This is a genomic window from Persicobacter psychrovividus (assembly GCF_036492425.1).
GTDB classification, from domain to species: domain Bacteria; phylum Bacteroidota; class Bacteroidia; order Cytophagales; family Cyclobacteriaceae; genus Persicobacter; species Persicobacter psychrovividus.
Genome location: NZ_AP025293.1, coordinates 246,994 through 266,563, shown reverse-complemented (window position 1 = coordinate 266,563; position 19,570 = coordinate 246,994). Strand labels below are relative to the sequence as shown.

Here is a 19,570-nt window from a genome sequence, read left to right as displayed (position 1 = left end):
GCATTTTACTGATTAGAAAATTACAATTATTTCGATATTCAGATGATTGAAAAAAGGACAGGTAAAACCTTTTTAAAGGTGGTAGGTATTGGGCTCATCGTGGTGGCCGTTTTGCTTTTGGGGCTCGTTTTGGCTTTGCCCATGGCCGTTCAGCCATTGGCGCAAAAGGGGCTTGAACAATTCAATCGGGACCTACAAGGTAAAATTGAGGTGCAGCAGGTGCAAATGGCCAGTTTGTCGTCCTTCCCTTTGGTGAAAGTTCAGATGAACAACCTTTCGGTGCATGAGCTGGATACGCTTGGCGAACCGAAAACCGATGCAGTGATTCGGCTCGGGCAGGTGCGGGCGTCGGTCAATGTGTGGAAGTTGCTCAGTAATGAATTGCTGATCGACAGCCTGTCTTTAAAAAATGGGGTGGTGGACTATCGGATAGCGGAAGACTCTACCATCAATCTGAATAAAATATTTATGGCATCTGCGGACAGCCTGCCCGCCGATAGCAGCAGCTTTGATATGCAGGTGAAAGTGAATGCCGTAGCCGTGGACAGTGTTTCACTGACTTATAATAACGATGTTAGCTGGGAATATATGGGGGCAAGTATTGACCGCCTGCGGGGGAATGCCCAATATAGCCTGTCGGAATCTTCGGCAGATTTTCAGCTCGATGGCAGCCTTGACAGTTTGCAGAATATCGCCATTGCCCTGTCGCGTCAGCCAATAAGTATGGCCGTGGATGCGGCCTATGATTCTTCGGGTTTGGTGTCGGTCAATCATGCCAACCTGAAGGTGAAATCCGCCAAGCTTGATGCTCAGGGTATTTACGAGATGGGAAATAAAGGGCTGACCAATTTTCATTGTCAGTTCGATGATGAAGGAGCGAGTGTACTTTATACCATTTTCGATGGGATGTTGCATGGCGAAAATGATTATAACCCTGAGGCGCACGTTCGTTTTTCCGTGAACCTTAAAGGGGAAAAAGGGGCCGTTACCCCTGCGGTCAATGCAACGGTTGATGTGGATTCTGTCAGTTTTAAAAATAAGGATGTAAACCTGAAAATGATTGCCATTCAGATGAAGGGGGAGACGCTCGCTGGCGAAGATTTTATGCATGGAAAGCTGGATATCGACCGCCTGTTTATTCAGTCTGAATCCGCTTATTTCAATACCAAAGGGCTGATCGAAAATATTGAGCACCCGAAAATGACGGCGCACTGGGATGGGAAAGTCGATTTGAGCGTTTTTGCCCCTGCCTTCATTATGGTCAAGATGGGCGATGTAAAAGGGGATATTGTGACCAATGGCGATTGTTCAGTTACGATTGCTGACAAGATGAATATGACGGGACATGCCAATATGGGCATTAAAAATCTGCACTTCTTTTTCGAGCCCTTGAACAAAACCCTTGACAAAGCCAATTTGGAGGTGGCAGTCAGCCCAGAACTTGCACAGATCAAGGAGTTCAGCGTGAAAATGGGAAAATCCAGTATGGTGGGACATGCGAGTATTAAGGATCCGCTGAAAATGGCGCGCCATGAATCTGATTCTGTGGATGTAAAAGTGCAGTTTTCTTCTCCCTATTTTGCGCTCGCAGACTTTCTTCCTTACGATTCGGCAAAGCAAAATCTTGTGGATAAATGGAAATTGGAAAATTTGATGATCGACATGAATATGGCCACCACCTTTAAAGGATTCAAAAACCCGATGTTGCCGATTGGTCGAATAGTGCTGAATGACCTGACGCTGCATCCGCATGGGTTAAAAGAGATACAGAAAGTTCGGGGTGAACTGGTGGTGTCGAAAGAGGATATTCACCTTGATCACCTGAAAGGGCTGATTGGTCGGTCCGATTTTCATCTTAATGGGGTGGTGGACAATTATGCGAGCCTTGCCCGTGCCGATGAAAATGATTCCCTCCATGTCGCCTTTAATTTTACGTCGGGAAAGGTGCGGGTGAAGGATATTCTGAAATATGAAAAAACCTATTTTGTGCCGCGCACCTACCGTAAGGAGAAACTTTTGAACTTTATTGCACAGGGCAGGGTAACGGTGCCGAACCGCACCTTGCTGGCCAATGCTGGGATGCCGTCGGTGGTGCTGCATATGGATACACTTGCAGGAAAAACCACCCTGTTGCCCATGGCCATTTCCGACGTTAAGTTCAGCATGGTTTCAGACAGTATTGGGCTGGTGGTTGATCAGCTTCAGGGGAAAATCGGGCGAAGTGATTTTTATGGTAAAGCGGCAGTCAAGTGGCCAAAGGCGGAAGGCTACCTTCCTGAAGGAATGGCCGCTATTGGCGCAAAATACCTTGATTTCAACGAATTGGCACGTGTGGAATTACCGGAGGAGGATACCACCGATGTGGCTGGTGCGGAGGGGGATTCTGAAAGTACTTCCCTGAGCTCGATGCACTTTCCAAACTTCACTTTTGATGTCAATATCGACACCCTGCATTTTATGCGGGCGAATTATATTCATATCAATGGGAAGCTGAAATCTTCTGCAAATAAAAGCATCAACCTGAGCGATCTACATGTCGATTTTGCCGATGGCCGAGCGAAACTCAATGGTGGGCTTGATTTTTCTGACAGCACCGCCTACACCATGGATGGACATATTGAACTGAAGGATGTGGCCTTGAACAAGATTGATTTTCAGATGGCCTATGAGGAAGATACCATCGATATGCGGAAGAATTTTGCGGGTAACCTGAATGCCAGTATTGAAAGTACATTGAAAATGGCACCAGACTTTAGTCTTAATATTCCCAAGTCGAAAGCGGTGATTCAGGCGGACATCACCAAGGGGTCGATTATTGATTTTGGCCCTTTGGCTGCGATGGCCAAATTTTTCAGCAATAAAGATTTGAACCATATTCGGTTTGCGGAGATGCAAAACACCTTCCGCCTCGAAGACAACACCTTCTTTATTCCTCGTATGAACATCGCCTCGACGATCGGGCAGATTTACTTTTCTGGGGCGCAAAACCTCGATGGCCAACTCGATTATGGGGTAGAGGTGCCCTTCAAACTAATTCGTGGAGTAGGCTGGAATATGCTTGTGAAACGGAAAAAGAAAGCGGGGAAGGAAGATGAAATCATGACCGACACAGGGGGTAAATATGTTCATGTTTCAGTATCAGGAAATATGGACGACTATAATATCAAGCTGGGAAAAAAACACAAACAATAGTCCCCGAAGCAAGACGGAAGAGATAAAAAAAAGGGCTGTCGCACCATTTCAGTGCTACAGCCCTTTATTGTGATTTTATATTTTCACCAACAGATGATATCCTATATTGATGTTTCCAGTTTGGGTTAAAGCGTGCCTTTGCCGGAAGCCGTCAAAAAAAATAAGGGGTGATATTTGCGGGTTTGAAGCGTTGTTAAGCCAATGGAGGATTGTCCATCGCTACACCATATTCAGGGTCTTCCATCACATTGATGTCCACAATATAGTCGGCCTTTTTGAGCATCGCGCGGCAGTCTGCTGAAAGGTGACGCAAGTGCAATTCCTTGCCAAGACGCGCATATTTTTCAGCAATTTTACTCACGGCCTCAATGCCGCTATGGTCGGTAACTCTCGATTCCATAAAATCAATAATCACCACCTGAGGGTCACTTACAGGCTCAAATTTTTCATTGAAAGCTTTCACAGAACCAAAAAATAACGGCCCGAAGATTTCATAGTGCTTCACTCCTTTATCGTCCACATATTTGCGGGCACGAATGCGTACAGCGCTCTCCCAGGCAAATACGAGTGCCGACACAATGATCCCTGCAGCCACTGCAATGGCCAAATCAAAGGCGACCGTCAGGCCAGAAACCAAGATCAAGACAAAGGCATCGGTTTTTGGGATTTTATTGATAATCCGGAAACTTGACCACGCAAAGGTGCCAATCACGACCATGAACATCACGCCAGTCAGGGCTGCAATGGGAATCATCTCGATTAGGCTTGAGCCAAAAAGAATGAAAGTCAGCAAAAATAATGCGGCAGAAATCCCCGAAATTCTTGAACGTCCTCCAGAGTTTACATTAATCATCGACTGCCCGATCATCGCACAGCCACCCATGCCGCCAAAAAAGCCAGTAACAATATTGGCTGCACCCTGCGCCATACACTCTCGGTTCGAGTTTCCGTGTGTTTCCGTTACCTCATCCACCAATTGAAGGGTCATCAGCGACTCAATCAATCCGATAGAAGCCAAAATCATGGCATAAGGGAAAATCACTTTGATCGTTTCCAGATTGATCGGTACCATTGGAATATGGAAAGAAGGCAATCCGCCAGAAACAGATGCCAGGTCGCCCACCGTTTTTGTTGGCAGACTGAAACCAATAGCCACCAAAGAAACGATTAATATGGCCGCCAAGGGTGCTGGAATAGCTTTGGTGATTTTTGGCGTAATGTAAATAATAGCCATTGTCGCCAATACAAGCCCCACCATTAATAAAAGTGAAGTGCCTTCCATCCAGCTTGCAGCCTGCCCATCCGTAGTGATGGTTTTAAACTGCGGAAGCTGGGCCAGGAAAATGACGATCGCAAGGCCATTCACAAAACCAAGCATTACGGGATGCGGAATCATTCTTACGAATTTGCCCAGGCGTAAAAGCCCCGCTGAGACTTGTAGGATCCCCATCAATACGACGGTGGCAAACAGGTATTCGATGCCGTGCGTGGCCACAAGACTGACCATCACCACTGCCAATGCACCCGTTGCACCAGAAATCATGCCTGGGCGCCCACCTATTGCTGAGGTAATTAGCCCGACGATAAATGCGGCGTAAAGGCCCACCAGTGGGTCAACGCCAGCCACAAAAGCAAAGGCCACTGCCTCAGGGACTAAAGCCAATGCTACGGTCAGTCCAGAGAGGACTTCATTCTTGTAGTTGATTTTCTGCTGGCCCGTATTATTTCGGACCAATTGTTCTTGAGAGATCTGCAATGTAGGTTTTTTTTCTATGGTGTGTAAAATAATTGAAGTTGCGAATATACTTCAATGTCAGGTAGCGCCCTACAATGTTGATGTTAATTTAAATTTAAATTTAACAAAAATTTAATCATTCCCGGATCAGCTTGGCGCTCTCAATGGCATCAAGTGAAGTGGCAACCTCATAGTACAAATGGAAAGCGTTGTCGATCCGGTCGGCATCAGTAATATCCGCCATTTTTTGATATTGTCTGCCCGCACCTGGAGGCCATGCGGCAGTTTCTGCGAGAAGCGCAACATGTCCGTTGCTGAATCCCATTTTCGTTATATTGAAGCCATTTGTTTTTCCGCTGTTGAGTCGTGCCGTCAGAAATGTCCCTTTGATAATCTTCCCCGAAGAAGGGTGGATACGGGCCAGGACAACCACCCGAGGGCCGCCGCCATTTCCATAACTGCTGGCGTACACTTGCTTGAAGGCATCGGTTTCCACGTGGTTTTTGGTCAGGTAACCTTCATCGTAACTTCCACCATCAACGGTGAATATGGCCCACAGCTGTTCATTACTGTCGATACTGATCATAAGCCCTTTGCTGTCTACCGGTGACTGATCGTAATAATGCTTCCATAATTGCTGACCGCTGGGGTCTTTTTTGATGATATAGCTGTCCTGATTATTAGCGGAAACCTGGTCGAATCCGATCTGGTAAATGTTGCCCTGTGGGTCCGTGATTTCGGTTTGTTGACCAAGTTCAGCGTCAACAGGAATACAATTGGCAATATCCTTACATGGTAAAGGTTCATTGCTTTCTTGACTTACAGCGCAGCCAAAAAGCAACATGATCACGCCAAAATGATAGGTTAAGTGCTTAAAATACATCGGTTAATGGGGTTTATGTTGAATAAAAAGGGACCGGGTTAGGCCTGTTTTTTTGCCATTGATCCCTGAAAAATTGACTTTATATGGTGATTTCCAATATGGTAAAGGTAACCATTTTTGGGGGTGAATAAACAAATGGGGCTTTAAATGGTATGTAATGTTAGGATTGAAGCGCTTCAAGGGTAAATCAATAATTGGAATCTTCAAAAATTAATTACTTACCCGTCAGTTTCGTCCTTTTCATAATTGAAACCAAATCAAACCCTTATGAGAAATTTGTACCTGTTATTAGCGTTGTGCCTCGGATTGTCGTTTACGGCACAAGCACAGGATTCGCCGGAGGATGAAAAATCTTCCCTTGAAATGAAACTACAAATCAGGCCTCGTGCTGAATATCGGGATGGTGTTCTTGGCCTATTGCCTAAAGACGCTGACCCCGCCTTTTTTATCAATAACAGAGCACGGCTTAGCATTTACTTTACCGATAAAAGTGGCCGACTGAAATTAGGGCTTTCTGGGCAGAATGTTGGCGTTTATGGTGCAACACCACAGATTGAGTCGCAGGGAACGGTCATGTTCAATGAAGCATGGGCGGAGATTAAAGCTTCAGAGGTGGTGTCATTTAGAATTGGTCGCCAGATGGTGTCCTATGATGATCAGCGAATTTTAGGGGGATTGGATTGGCAGGTTTCTGGAAGGTGGCATGACCTTTTGCTCACCAAATTCGACCTTAACACTTTCAAAGCGCATATTGGTCTGGCGTACTCCCAGAATTCTGAAAAGAAATTTGATCCTGTATTTCTTCCCGGTGGGCAGCCTTATAAAACCATGCAATATTTATGGTTTGAAAATGCATTTACAGAAAACTTGAAATTGTCTGTGCTGGCGATCAATTTAGGTTACCAGAAACTCGATGCCAACAATGCTGCGGACGGCATTAATTATGAGCAGACTTTGGGTGCCAATATCGATTATAAAATTGGTGCTTTTAGTATTTATGGTACTTACTATCATCAGTTGGGAGATAATGGTGCTTCCCGTGAAGTAGATGCTTTTCTTGCAGCCTTGAAAATTGGATTTAAACCAGAAGGAAGTGCCTTTAATTTTGCTGTTGGAGCCGATTTGGTTTCAGGTAATGATGCGGTAGTCGATAATAACGGATCAGTAACTTTTGATGGTAACGGCAAAAATAATGCCTTTGATCCGCTGTATGGTACACACCATAAATTCTACGGTTTGATGGATTATTTCTACGTGGGAAATCATTTGGGGAATGTGGGTCTGTTTGATAAGTATTTGCAGGTCAATTGGAAAGCCAACAGTCGTTTGGGCTTCGGGCTCGGTGGGCACGTGTTCCATGCTGCTGCTGATATTAAAGATGGTAACGGTGGAGACCTGAACAAATACCTCGGAACAGAAGTGGATTTGACCTTTAAGTATGCTGTAATGAAATACGTTACTTTGATGGGTGGCTACTCGCAAATGATTGCCGACGATTCCATGGAATATTTATATCCTCAAGGAGATTCTTCAGATGTTCAAAATTGGGGTTGGCTAAGTATCAACATCAATCCGGTGATTTTCAAAGGAAAATTTTAGTAAGATATTTATAAATTTATGATCAGTTGAAAAACATTAGTATCTTCGAAATTCATTACTTAGCTAATTTATATTTATTACTCACAGGATGGTGATTATCTGCATAAATTTGGTTAAATTCTGATGAATCCAATACATTAAACTATAAGAAAATAATTATGGATCCGAACAATAATGATGATTTTGAGAAGGACGAAGATATCCATCGATTAGACCGGCGCTCGTTTATAAAGCTTGCTGGTGGAATCGTGGCTGTAACCGCCCTTACCGGAACAGGATGGGCGGTTACTGAGCTGATGGTCAATGAAGGTCCTGTGAAATCATGGCATAAATCTGTTTGTCGTTACTGCGGTACAGGTTGTGGTGTGATGCTGGGGATGGATGAAAATAAAAAACTCGCGCGCGTCCGTGGTGACGAAGAAGCACATAATAAAGGCGTGATTTGTATTAAAGGGTCATTGCTGGCAGAATTGATGGAGAAAAAAGACCATCGATTGAAGCAGCCTATGATTCGTAAGAATGGCAAGCTTGAACCGGCAAGTTGGGACGAAGCCATGACGCTCGTTGCGGACAAGTTCAAAACATCGATTAAAGACCATGGACCAAACAGCGTTGCCTATTATGGTTCAGGGCAGTTGTTCATCGAGGAATCTTATACCGCCAATAAATTGTTTAAAGGTGGAATTGGGACCAATAACGTAGATGGAAACCCACGACTTTGTATGGCGTCGGCAGCGGTGGGCTATACCCAGGTTTTCGGTAAGGATGAGCCTGCAGGTTGTTTCGATGATATCGACCATGCGGACACGTTTTTTATCATCGGTTCCAATACCTATGAGTGTCACCCGCCCATTTGGGAGCGTATCATGCGTCGTAAAGATTCTGGCAAAGATGTGAAAATTATTGTGGTGGATCCGCGGCGTACAAAAACCGCAGACCATGCTGATTTTTACCTGCCGGTAGTTCCGGGTACCGACCTGCTATTGCTCAACGCAATGTTACATGTTATTGTAAAGGAAGGTTGGCAAAGTGAGGAATATGTGCAGCAGCATATTAATTTCAAGAAAGGTTCTGATACGGTAAGTTTCGAGGAATTCAAGACTTTCCTTGAAGATTATTCTCCTGAAAAAGTGGAGGAAGAGTTGGGGGTTTCTGCGCCTCAAATTCGTGAGGTGGCTTACTACTTCGCAAAAGCAAAATCTTCCATGTCATTATGGACCATGGGCTTGAACCAGCGTGTTCAGGGCGTGTTCCTTAACAATACCATGAATTCCCTGCACCTGGTAACAGGGCAAATTAATAAAAAAGGCGCCACACCACTTTCCATGACAGGCCAGTGTAACGCCTGTGGAGGTGTTCGTGATACCGGTTCTTTGTCACACATTTTGCCTCATGGCCGATTAATCAAAAAGCCTGAGCATCGTGCGGAAATGGAGAAATTGTGGGGTGTACCTGCCGGGCGTATTCAGCCAAAGCCAGGTTATAATGCGCTCTCTTTGTTTCAGGCAATGAATGATGAGAAGGTGAAGGCCGTTCTGGTGATGTGTACCAATCCTGCTCAATCGATGCCAAACATCGACCATTACAAACCGGGAATGGAAAAAACCTTTATGGTGGTTGCTGATGCTTTCGATTCTGAAACCATCAAATATGCTGATGTGGTGTTACCTGCCGCATTGTATATCGAGAAAGAAGGGGTGTACGGGCAAACCGAACGCCGTTATCAATTGATTGAAAAGTTGGTGGAGCCTTATGCGGAATCTCGCTCTGATCTTGATATTTTGGTAGACTTTGCTGAACGCATTGGATATGGTGATTTTATTTCCTCAAAAACTTCTGCTGAAGTTTGGGAAGAGTACCGTCATCTTTCTTCGCATTCCAAATATAACTTTGAAGGCATTACCCGTGATCGTCTGAAGGAAGAACGCGGGCTGCAGTGGCCTTGCCCTGATGAAAAGCACCCTGGAACTGCCCGTCGTTATATTCCTGGTGATCCTTTTGTGCCGCAAGGTAAGGAGGTATTCTTCTACGGACATAAAGATGGTAAAGCGAACGTGTTTTTACGCCCTTACATCCGTGGAAACGAACAGGTGAATGATGAGTTCCCTATCTATCTAACGACAGGCCGTGTAATTTCGCAGTGGCATACGGGCTCAATGACCACCACTGTGAAGGAACTAAACACACAGTCGGGTCCGGGCCGTTTCAAATTGCATCCGCAAGATGCCTCACATTATAATGTGAAAACGGGGGATACCATCCGGGTAACTTCTTCACGTGGGACAATGACCGGCAAACTGGAAATTTCTGAGCTGGAAACGCCAGGTGTGGTTTTCGCCGCCTTTTATGATAAGTCTTTCATTATTAACCAGGTGGTTTCTGATGATCATGATCCTTATTCCAAGCAGCCTGATTATAAAGTCACCCGAGTGAAAATTGAAAAAGTAGCCGCTAATAAAGCTTAATTCGTTATGGAAGGAGTATTGAAAATTATAGCCGTCCTCGTATTAATTGCCGAGGTGATCTTATTTTACCGATTGCGGAAAAATAGACGACGTATGACGCAAACAGTTAGGATAACTGTTCTTTTTGCGATTATTTTAATTCCTTTGGCGTCCATTGTCTTTGCCAATTACCACGTTTTTGTGGGAATGAAAGAAACAAAGTCCTGTGTGGGTTGCCACGTAATGGCACCTATGGGGAACGACCTGATGGATCCGAACTCAAGCACTTTGGCAGCACGCCACTTTCAGAAAGGGTATATTCAGAAGGAAGCCTGTTATTCTTGTCATGAGGATTATGGCTTTACAGGAACTTTGAAAGGTAAAATGGATGGATATCGCCACCTGATGAAGTATGTGACAGGGACTTACCACGAACCGATTAAATACCGTGGGGAGTTCAACTATCAGAACTGTTTGAACTGTCATGAAGGAACGAAGAAATTCCACGCCGTACAGGAGCACGTTCCGGTATTGGAAAATTTAGCGACCAGAAAAACCATCAGCTGTTTGAATTGTCATGGTCGTGCGCACCCTGAAGCTGTTCGCAGAACGCCAGGGCACCCAGATTATGAAAAGTTAGACACTTCACCCGAACAAGTGGAGCGTATTCGCGAAAAACTAAAAGAATATTAAGATGAGAAGAGTATTCATTGAAAGTCTGTTTACCATCTTCGGGATGTTGATTACCATCCCTTATATGTTTCACCCGACGCCCGTTTTGATGTTCTTGTTCGTCTTTGTTGCAACACCATGTTTTTTGGTAGCGATTGCCATGGCGACCTACGAAATCCTTAAAGATCTTCGTAACAAGGATCTGATTTAGATACAAATATCGAATGTTATTAGAAAGCACCTGTTTTGCAGGTGCTTTTTTTATGTCCATATTTTTCATGGAGACCCATAAAACCGACTGGGGTAGGTGGGCAATATTTATGCGATGTCGTGATAGTGTATTTCCATGTGAGCCGTTGATGGGTCATTCACTTGCGCTGAACTTCAAATAGACGGTGTTGCCTGTGCGGTTTTTTCACCAGCACGTAGACCATTTCACCTTAATATTTTGGGTATGTAGGCATGGGCTGTCGAATATTTTTGTACCTATCGGTAGGGACGTTGCATGCAACGTCCCTACACACCATAAATCTCATTTTTGTGTGGAATAATTTCATATTTTCGACAGGCTAATGTAGGCACAGACTGCAAAGGCGATAACAGAAGGGAGGGAGTGGCGTTTTTGGGTGCGTAAATAATATTTTATAGGCGCGAAAAATAACCGGTTGATTGAAAATAGTATTTAGGGCGTTAACGGGTTGAATTACAGTCGCTTTAGTTTTTTGTTGGTCAAGGATAGTTTTTAGTTTAATTAATTAAGTTACGTTATTATTCTGTAAAAGCTATTTTATTTTTATTTAAAGTGTATAATTTTTTTAATAGAAAATTGTTTTTGTTGATATTATGTATCAACGATCCATTCTTGTTAATATTAGCGGCGGGAATTGTTTAAAGTAAAATAATTGAATAACAAACGAATAATATTATGCTTTATTTCACGTGAATTAGCATCTTATTTTGTTTATGTACCTACCTATTTTTAGTTATCTTTATTTTAATGTTATTCAAATAGTGCAATTTTTGGACTTGGGGTATTTTCTGATGATAGAATAATTTAGCGATACGCATCATTGATTTTTTGGGGTTAATTACCCAATTTAATGACGTATATCATTGATTTGTCAGCCTTTTAACTCCAAATGTCTTGAATTCAGAATTGTTCTATTCATAAACCTGCAGAAAAATTTTTCTTCATTTTTTTATATAAGTAGTGTTTCAGTGACGATGGCGCCTACATTGATCGCTATAGTTTGTGCAAACCTATTTTTTTAATTCACCTATCGGTGACCTAAATTTTTCATTATGACCAAATACTATCAGAAAAAGTATCTTACGATGCTTGTGCTACTACTCTCGATGATGGCCCATTCCGCATGGGCGCAAACGATCAAAGGAGAGATAACTGACACGAATAAAAACCCCTTAATTGGTGCCAGTGTGGTTGAAAAAGGAACGACCAATGGATCGATTACCGATTTCAATGGCCAATTTAATTTAAACCTGTCTGACGGTGCCAATTCAGTATTGGTGATTTCCTTCGTGGGTTATATAGATCAAGAGATTAAAGTGGGGAACCAATCGAACTTCAATGTGATCCTGCAAGAGGATATTGCCGAATTGGAGGAATTGGTGGTGATTGGTTACGGAACCCAAAAGAAGAAAAATATTTCCGGTGCTATTGCTGCCGTGGACGCCAAAGCATTGGAAGGTCGTCCGGTAGCGGATTTCGCCAATGCATTGCAAGGCCAGATTGCCGGTCTGCAAGTGGTTGGAGAGTCTGGGCAGCCAGGGGAGGAAACGACGATTCGTGTTCGTGGTACAGGTACGATCAATGGAGGTAGTAATCCTTTAATTGTGATTGACAATGTGATCATGACCAATGGACAGGGGATTTCTTCCATTAACCCGGCTGACATTGAGTCGGTGAACGTGCTTAAAGATGCTTCGGCAGCAGCCATTTATGGGGCGAGAGCAGCCAATGGGGTGATCATCGTTACGACCAAAAGAGGAAAAGCATCTGATGCGCCGACGGTAGGGTTTAACTTTTTTGCAGGGGTGCAGAGCGCTTCTAAAAAGTTGGACATGCTGAACTCGGAGCAATACCGTGATGTCATGAATGCCGCCCGAGATAATGCCGGCATGCCTCGTATTCCTAATTTGGACAAGCCTTTACAGCATGATACCGATTGGCAGGATGCGGTGCTACGACCTGCAGCGATCAATAATTATGAGGTAACTTTCAGCGGAGGAAATGCAAAGACCCGCTATTTTGGTTCGGTGAACCACTATGATGAAGGTGGTATTATCATGAACTCCGGTTTCAAAAGAACATCGGCGCGTCTGAATACCGATACGCAGTTGGGTCGTTTGAAAATCGGGACTTCGATGTTTTACTCGCAAAACAACCGGGACAATCAGTTTGCCACTGGTACGGGCGATGCGGGTGATCTCGGCGCATTACGTTGGGCTTTGGCAAGTTCTCCCAATGTAGAGATTTATAACCCTAACAACTTGGGAGGATTCAACGGTCATCAAATCGCTGATGGTGATCGTGAGATCCTGAATCCAGTTGCAGCTCAGACTTTGGTAGAAGATATCAAGCAAATCAATCGCTTTTTAGCCAATGCGTTTGCGGAGATTGAGATCATCGAAGGGTTGACTTATCGCCTGAATGCCGGTGCGGACATCTCCAATACACACGACAGAATGTGGGCGCCAGAGTTTGATCAAGGGAATGGAGTTATGCCTCCGGGCTTGCCTTTCGGTGCGCAATTGGACGAGCAAAGATCCAATTATCAGGCTTTGCTTTTGGAGAATACCCTGAATTTCAAACGGAAAATTGGCAAGCATGATTTTGGTCTTTTGGCAGGTCATTCGGTACAGAATACAGCCAGTGCCTTCCAGTCAATTTCTGTCATTGGCGGAAACTTGTCACCAGAATATCCAGTGATCGACGGTTCGCCAAACATCAACGGTATTCCAAAAGGTAATATTTTCGAGACCCGCACCATTTCTTATTTGGGTCGTGCGATCTATGATTATGATTCGAAATACTTGGCAACAGTGAACTTCCGCCGCGATGGATCTTCGATGTTTACTAAGGGCAATATGTTCGATAATTTCTTTTCTGCTTCAGCGGGTTGGAATATCTCGAATGAAGATTTCTTCAATGTGCAAGAAATTAATGAGTTGAAATTGCGTGGATCTTGGGGATTCTTGGGCAACGACCAGATCGATGCCAATGCCACCCGATCAGTGGTGAATAACAACCCCCGTTATGTGTTCAACGGCGGTGAATTAGCGCAAGGAGTAGCGCCAAGTCCACAGATTGGTAACCCGAATTTGGTTTGGGAAAAGCAAGAGCAAATGAACGTTGGGGTGGACTTGTTGGCTTTTAATAATAAGTTGAGCTTTACGGCGGATTATTTTGTGAAAACCTCCAGAGATTTGCTGTTGAGTTACTCTCTGCCTGAAGCGACAGGCTTCGGTAATATGTTCCTGAATGCGGCAGCAGTTCAGAACCGAGGATGGGAATTTGCGACCAACTACAACACCAAAGTAGGGGCGGTGAACCTGAATATTGGCGGTAACATTACTTTCCTTAAAAATGAAGTATTGGAGTTGATTGATGGCCTGGAGGCGATTGAGCGTGACCGTTCTTCCCACTTTACCTTCCGTAACAGAATCGAGCCAGGACAAAGCCTTTTCGCTATTTATGGTTTCAAGCATGATGGTATTTATCAGTCACAAGATGAGATTGATGCCGGCCCAACGCCAATGGAAGGTCAGCCAACCAAGCCGGGAGATGTGCGTTATGTGGATGTCAATGGTGACGGAAAAATTACCGATGAGGACCGTACCTTCATTGGTGATGGTAATCAGGATATTATGTATGGATTTAATTTCGGTGGAAATTATAAGAATTTAGATTTCGGCCTACAATTTCAGGGGGTTTATGGCAATGAGGTTTTCAATGAGTCCTCTTATGAGTACAGCGGATATGTGCGATCTTTCAACATGACCACCGACGTTTTGGATGCCTGGACACCAACCAACCCAAGCAATACACGTCATCGTCATATTCCTGCGACGGAAGCCAATAACAAGGTTGCTTCTTCTTATTGGGTTGAGGATGCCTCGTATATAAGATTAAAAAATGTACAAATAGGTTATACATTTAATGATCATCAGTTGGATAAAATCAGCTGGTTGAAAGGGTTACGTGTTTATGTTTCAGCGCAGAACTTATTCACTATTTCGGACTACTCGGGTTATGATCCCGCCGTTGTTTTCGGTGCGGTATCGAGTCAATTATTGTACCCAACCCCACGTAGTTTTGTTGGTGGTGTAAATATCAAGTTCTAATTTTTTGATCCTATTGTTATGAAAATTTTTAAGCAAAAATATCTCTTATTGCTCCTTTTGGCAGGGGTACTGATCTCTCCGGGTTGTGGTGAAGATTATTTATCAAAATCAAAAGTCCATACCAGTCTCGATACGGACGCTTTCTATCAAACAGAAATGCACGCTGAGCAAGCCGTTACCGCCATGTATTCTCCTTTGCACTGGTGGGGACAGTTCAAGCGCTTCCGCTACCTGTTGGGTTTTATGAGTGGTGATCTGGAAATTACCTCGGGAGGATTCCACTTTACTGAATTTGGTGATTTCGGCTACAATGCCTCTACGGCCAGTTACATTCGCCATGCCTGGCAGTCCTCTTTCGTCGGGATTCAGCGGGCCAACACTGTGCTGGAAAAAGTGCCGGGGATTTATTTTTATCCTGAGCATAAAGAGGTTCAGGAGCGTTATTTGGCTGAAGCACATTTCATGCGTGCCTTTTATTATTTTCAGTTGGTAAGATTCTACGGAGGGGTGCCGATCTATGACCGTACCTTTACAGGTTCTCTGGAGGACGAACTCTTCCAACCGAAAAGAAATACTGCTGACGAAGTGTATGAGTTCATCTATGCCGATTTGGAGAAAGCCATGGAAATCTTGCCGGTAAGTTATGAAGGCAAAGATATCGGTCGCCCAACCAAAGGAGCCGCTGCCGGTTACCTGGCCAAAGCTTATATGTTCCAGGGCGAATACAGCAAAGCACATGCGATTTTGAAAGACATGGTTGGTGGCAAGTATGGACAATATGAATTGGTGGAAGACTATTCAGACAACTTCACCCGTTATAATGAGAACAATTCCGAGGCTGTTTTTGAGGTTCAGTTCATGTCTGGTTTTGGTTCTCCATGGCCTGATATGGATGCCCCAAATGCTTCCAAAGCGTTGTGGTTAGCAACAGCAATTGACCCGGGGCAGTTTGCCAATGGTTTGCCATCACCGGAGTTGAATGACTTCTTTGACGCACACCCAGATGAAAGTGGTGTCCGCAGAATGTACACCATTGCTCGCCCGGGAGATGTTTGGGGTGATTGGAACCCCATTGCTGAGAACCCGGTGGCGGCTGGGCAATGGACCAACAGAACAGAGGAAGGCACTTGGAAAGGTGGTTTCTGTGGGGTGCGTAAGTATGCTGAAGGAACAGATAAACAAAATTTTGTTGATTCTGGGATTAATTTCCGTGCATTGCGTTATGCAGATATTCTATTGCTTTATGCAGAAGCGGAAAATGAGTTAAGTGGACCTACACAAGTGGCTATTGATGCGATCAATCAGTTGCGCACAAGAGCGCAGGCAGATCTATTGGATGGGACTTTTACGCAAGAAGAGTTCTTCGAGAAAATCGTTATCGAAAGACGATTGGAGCTGTCGCTGGAGTATCACCGTTTCTTTGATCTGACGCGATGGAGTAAGCATAAAACCAACTTGCCTGCAATGGCGGATATCAACAAGGTATTGGAAAGTACGAATTATCGACCGGGCAAAGAACTTTTCCCTATTCCTTTGAATGATATTTTGAGAAATCCTAACCTGGAGCAGAATCCTGGCTATTAGTCCATTTATTAAATTTAATAGGCACTTGCCCGTGAGGGAAAGTGCACAAACGTGATCGCCAGAAGCCTGCGATTCACACTATTATTGAAAGTATTGAAAAACCACTGAATTTATTTTCAGTGGTTTTTTTCGTGAAATCTGTCATTGCACTTCCTTTTCCTTTTGAGTGTTCACCTTTGTTTCAGCTTCTATATCAACTACCAAACGAAAGGAACTTTGAAGACGATTACACTAATTACCCATGACGGACATTTTCATGCCGACGAAATTTTTGCTACCGCCATTGGCCTGCTGTATGCCGAAGCGTTTCAGTATCAGACAAAGATTGTCAGGACACGCGATGCTGACCGTATTTCAGCAGTGAAAAATAAATCAAATGCAGTATGGACGATAGATGTCGGGGGAACCTTTGACCCCGACACCAATGATTTCGACCACCATCAGGACAAGGATTTGGCCTGCAGCTGCGTGATGTTGTGGCAATACAAAGGGGGGAGCTTGCTGAAAGCCAAAGCCTATGGTGCTGAAAAGTGCCATGCGATTTATAATGGGGTGTTTAAAAAATTGAGTGGGATTGATTATTTCGACCGAGGAATTGCCGATGCCCATGATAAATGGTACAAATCTGAATTTTCCCAAAATGGCGTGATGCACCTTAATCAGCTGATCAGGGAGATGAACCACCATTCAACGGATAGTGAAAAGGAGCAGAATAGCCGTTTTGAGGTGTTGGTGCTGTTGGCTAAAGAAATGCTCAAAAACTGGATGGAAACGGCTGCTTTGCGTTGGGACATGGCAAACGATCCACAGGCATTTGTTTTACAGGAAGGAGATGCCTGGATGTCGCTAAAGCAACCCATGCCCAACTGGCGGTCGTTGTTTCCCAAAAAGGAGATGATCTGTTTCCGCACGGGGAATCAGTTCTGTGTGCAGTATCGGCCAGCCGTTAGGCAGAAATTACAGCAACTGAAAGTCAATGCCCAGCATATCCCTGATAGAGGGTTGCTCTATTGTACTTCTGAAGCTGAACTGAAGCAGGTGATCAACTGCTTTCAAGGGAAGAAGGAAACAGCCTGATAATAACAAGCCCTCTTTGTTGCACGGCATTTTAAGTATTCACCGATGATTGGCATTAAAAGACTTTGTAGATATTTACGCGCAAAATAACGAACGCACCTCAGGCATTTGTTTCGAATTGGCTTTGGTTGGTAACTGATTGGTTGCAAGGTGTTTTTGGGTGCTGAATGGTTGATAAATAAAACAAATTCCCCAAAAAAATAGCCCATTTGACCGTTTATCAAAAAGGTGAAATAAAATTGTTTAAGATTCAACCAAATTACTATCTTCAGGTAGATATCAAAAATTACTACCATGCGTCTCCTGTTATTTTCCCTATTTACGATGGCTCTTCTGGTCGGGAGTTTTTTTCTTGACAATCAAAAAAGTTTACGTCAGCATTTGGCAGATCAGCAGTTTATTACCTTGAATAATTTAGCTCTCGAGGTGGAAATGCTGGTAGATTATGAGGCCGATGAGGAGGCAAATACATGGGCACAAATTCAGCTCTGGTGGTCGGTAGGGGTAAGTGCAGAGCTTCACCAAAAGGCAACCTCCTTGTTTCCTTCGGTGCAGTATTTTGTTTTTAGCTACCACAACACTTTGAAAGAACACCCATTTCCTGTAAATATTCCCGATGTTAATCCACGGATTGAAGACTATCAAATTCCAAGCATAATGAAGTCGCCATCATGTGTGCCTGCACCGCCTTGTTTGGAGGAGCAAAGCGGTAGGGCTACAAACTGTTAAGCGCGGTTGATGCATTTTTCTAAGCATGATTTCATAAAAAAACCCGCAATGGAATCGTATCCTTGCGGGCTCTTTATTTGTCAGCAGATTGAGTCTTCAAATGTCGGCAAACAGGTGAATCACTGAATTTTAGGTACTTGTTTTAGGTTACTGCTAATTTTCATCGGAATGGTGCCACCGCGATTTGACTTGTCGCCTACTTACTGTTTTTCTTTAGAATTCGGTGCACCTCATTGATGACCAAAGGACAACCGGGCTTGATGATGCCATGATTGTACCCTTGCAGTTCAAGTAAGTGGACATCCGTTGCGCCATTAACTTTCATCATGCGATACATATAAGCATTTTCCTCCTGGCGGCCAAGAAGTTCTAAATGTCTGTCTCCGGTAATTAGCAATAATGGCGAAGCATCTTTTCGGCAGTGGTAAAGCGGTGCCATATCATCGATAATTGGCGTTTTACCATCAATGCCCCTTTCTTTGCGAATGGTAAAATGCGTGATGGTATGACCGCTCAAAGGGATCATTCCCGCAATATCATTGGCATCAATATTATATTTGGCCAGGTATTTTTTGTCCAGCCCCACCATCATGTCCAGGTAACCGCCAGCACTGTGGCCAGAAAGAAAAATTTTTGATGGATCGCCATTGTATTCCTTGATATGTTTGAATACCCACGCTACCGAAGCGGCTGCATCTTCCACATATACTGGGCTTTTTACCTTGGGATGAAAACGATATTGAACAGATACCACTGCTACTCCCTGATTCTTGAGTCCTGCGGGAATATCATTGTCGCCTCCACTAAGTCCTCCACCATGAAACCAAACGACCGTGGCAAAATCTTTTTTGTCTTCAGGATAATAGATTTTCAAACGACATTGAGATTTCATGTAGTCGTCTGAACGCATTTCCTTTTTGCTGTAATAAGGAATTTTCTCAAGTAGCTTATAATGGGCTTTTTGAGCAAAAATGGGGGAGGTGAAAAATAAAAACAGGATGGTGGTCAAGACGGCCTGTTGTTGAAGCTTTTTCATTGTCAAAAGATGTAGTTTTAGAAAAAAATTAATCATGTGTTCACGGCTTAAAATTCGTGATTGTATCTAAGCTTTAAACGCCCTCCTAAGGTCGGTGAATCTTTTCGGCAAATCAATACAAAATAGAAGGTTTAATTTATGGGGAATCTCTCTATCTAAAATTGGCGATGAAGCATTTTCGAAGTCCGAATTGCAAAATACCACTGATAACCCCCTGTGTCATGTACCTGCCAAGCCAATTGTAAATAGACTTG

At 43.9% G+C, this 19,570-nt stretch carries 12 protein-coding genes; 9 read left to right on the top strand and 3 right to left on the bottom strand.

Annotation, left to right across the window (positions count from 1 at the left end; translation table 11 throughout):
- Positions 1 to 42 precede the first annotated feature (42 nt).
- Positions 43 to 3,192 (top strand): AsmA-like C-terminal region-containing protein, encoded by a 3,150-nt coding sequence (locus AABK40_RS14785; RefSeq protein WP_338398455.1) that lies wholly within the window; start codon positions 43 to 45, stop codon positions 3,190 to 3,192.
- A 193-nt stretch (positions 3,193 to 3,385) separates the two neighbouring features.
- On the opposite strand, the gene AABK40_RS14780 is transcribed toward AABK40_RS14785, so the two are convergent.
- Both AABK40_RS14780 and AABK40_RS14775 read right to left on the bottom strand, forming a co-directional pair.
- Positions 3,386 to 4,948, bottom strand: a complete 1,563-nt coding sequence (locus AABK40_RS14780) for a SulP family inorganic anion transporter (protein WP_421953318.1) — start codon at positions 4,946 to 4,948, stop codon at positions 3,386 to 3,388.
- A gap of 115 nt (positions 4,949 to 5,063) precedes the next feature.
- Positions 5,064 to 5,810 (bottom strand): hypothetical protein, encoded by a 747-nt coding sequence (locus AABK40_RS14775; protein ID WP_338398454.1) that lies wholly within the window; start codon positions 5,808 to 5,810, stop codon positions 5,064 to 5,066.
- A 267-nt stretch (positions 5,811 to 6,077) separates the two neighbouring features.
- Between AABK40_RS14775 and AABK40_RS14770 the strand changes: the two genes are divergently transcribed.
- From AABK40_RS14770 to AABK40_RS14735, 8 genes are all read left to right on the top strand, one after another.
- On the top strand, positions 6,078 to 7,409 hold the full coding sequence (locus AABK40_RS14770) for an alginate export family protein (protein ID WP_338398453.1): 1,332 nt from the start codon (positions 6,078 to 6,080) through the stop codon (positions 7,407 to 7,409).
- Positions 7,410 to 7,567: 158 nt separating this feature from the next.
- Positions 7,568 to 9,874, top strand: coding sequence for a molybdopterin oxidoreductase family protein (locus AABK40_RS14765; protein WP_338398452.1), 2,307 nt, complete (start codon positions 7,568 to 7,570; stop codon positions 9,872 to 9,874).
- A gap of 93 nt (positions 9,875 to 9,967) precedes the next feature.
- Positions 9,968 to 10,546, top strand: coding sequence for a hypothetical protein (locus AABK40_RS14760; protein WP_332921030.1), 579 nt, complete (start codon positions 9,968 to 9,970; stop codon positions 10,544 to 10,546).
- 1 nt (position 10,547) lies between these two features.
- A complete protein-coding gene (locus AABK40_RS14755) occupies positions 10,548 to 10,736 on the top strand; it encodes a hypothetical protein (RefSeq protein ID WP_332921031.1) in 189 nt (62 codons plus the stop codon).
- Between the two features lie 1,091 nt (positions 10,737 to 11,827).
- Entirely contained in the window at positions 11,828 to 14,890 is a 3,063-nt protein-coding gene (locus AABK40_RS14750; RefSeq protein WP_338398451.1) for a SusC/RagA family TonB-linked outer membrane protein, read from the top strand.
- 18 nt (positions 14,891 to 14,908) lie between these two features.
- Positions 14,909 to 16,474 (top strand): RagB/SusD family nutrient uptake outer membrane protein, encoded by a 1,566-nt coding sequence (locus AABK40_RS14745; RefSeq protein ID WP_338398450.1) that lies wholly within the window; start codon positions 14,909 to 14,911, stop codon positions 16,472 to 16,474.
- Positions 16,475 to 16,690: 216 nt separating this feature from the next.
- Positions 16,691 to 17,551, top strand: a complete 861-nt coding sequence (locus tag AABK40_RS14740; RefSeq protein WP_338398449.1) for an MYG1 family protein — start codon at positions 16,691 to 16,693, stop codon at positions 17,549 to 17,551.
- Between the two features lie 294 nt (positions 17,552 to 17,845).
- On the top strand, positions 17,846 to 18,280 hold the full coding sequence (locus AABK40_RS14735; RefSeq protein ID WP_332921035.1) for a hypothetical protein: 435 nt from the start codon (positions 17,846 to 17,848) through the stop codon (positions 18,278 to 18,280).
- A 196-nt stretch (positions 18,281 to 18,476) separates the two neighbouring features.
- Here the strand turns inward: AABK40_RS14735 and AABK40_RS14730 are convergent, their stop codons facing one another.
- Entirely contained in the window at positions 18,477 to 19,316 is an 840-nt protein-coding gene (locus tag AABK40_RS14730) for an alpha/beta hydrolase (protein WP_332921036.1), read from the bottom strand.
- Positions 19,317 to 19,570: the final 254 nt, after the last annotated feature.

Excerpts from the sequence above, each read along its gene's own strand:
- AABK40_RS14770 (WP_338398453.1), top strand. The coding sequence starts at position 6,078 with ATGAGAAATTTGTACCTGTTATTAGCGTTGTGCCTCGGATTGTCGTTT.
- AABK40_RS14785 (WP_338398455.1), top strand. The coding sequence starts at position 43 with ATGATTGAAAAAAGGACAGGTAAAACCTTTTTAAAGGTGGTAGGTATT.
- AABK40_RS14750 (WP_338398451.1), top strand. The coding sequence starts at position 11,828 with ATGACCAAATACTATCAGAAAAAGTATCTTACGATGCTTGTGCTACTA.
- AABK40_RS14775 (WP_338398454.1), bottom strand. The coding sequence starts at position 5,810 with ATGTATTTTAAGCACTTAACCTATCATTTTGGCGTGATCATGTTGCTT.
- AABK40_RS14755 (WP_332921031.1), top strand. The coding sequence starts at position 10,548 with ATGAGAAGAGTATTCATTGAAAGTCTGTTTACCATCTTCGGGATGTTG.
- AABK40_RS14765 (WP_338398452.1), top strand. The coding sequence starts at position 7,568 with ATGGATCCGAACAATAATGATGATTTTGAGAAGGACGAAGATATCCAT.
- AABK40_RS14735 (WP_332921035.1), top strand. The coding sequence starts at position 17,846 with ATGCGTCTCCTGTTATTTTCCCTATTTACGATGGCTCTTCTGGTCGGG.
- AABK40_RS14760 (WP_332921030.1), top strand. The coding sequence starts at position 9,968 with ATGACGCAAACAGTTAGGATAACTGTTCTTTTTGCGATTATTTTAATT.
- AABK40_RS14730 (WP_332921036.1), bottom strand. The coding sequence starts at position 19,316 with ATGAAAAAGCTTCAACAACAGGCCGTCTTGACCACCATCCTGTTTTTA.
- AABK40_RS14745 (WP_338398450.1), top strand. The coding sequence starts at position 14,909 with ATGAAAATTTTTAAGCAAAAATATCTCTTATTGCTCCTTTTGGCAGGG.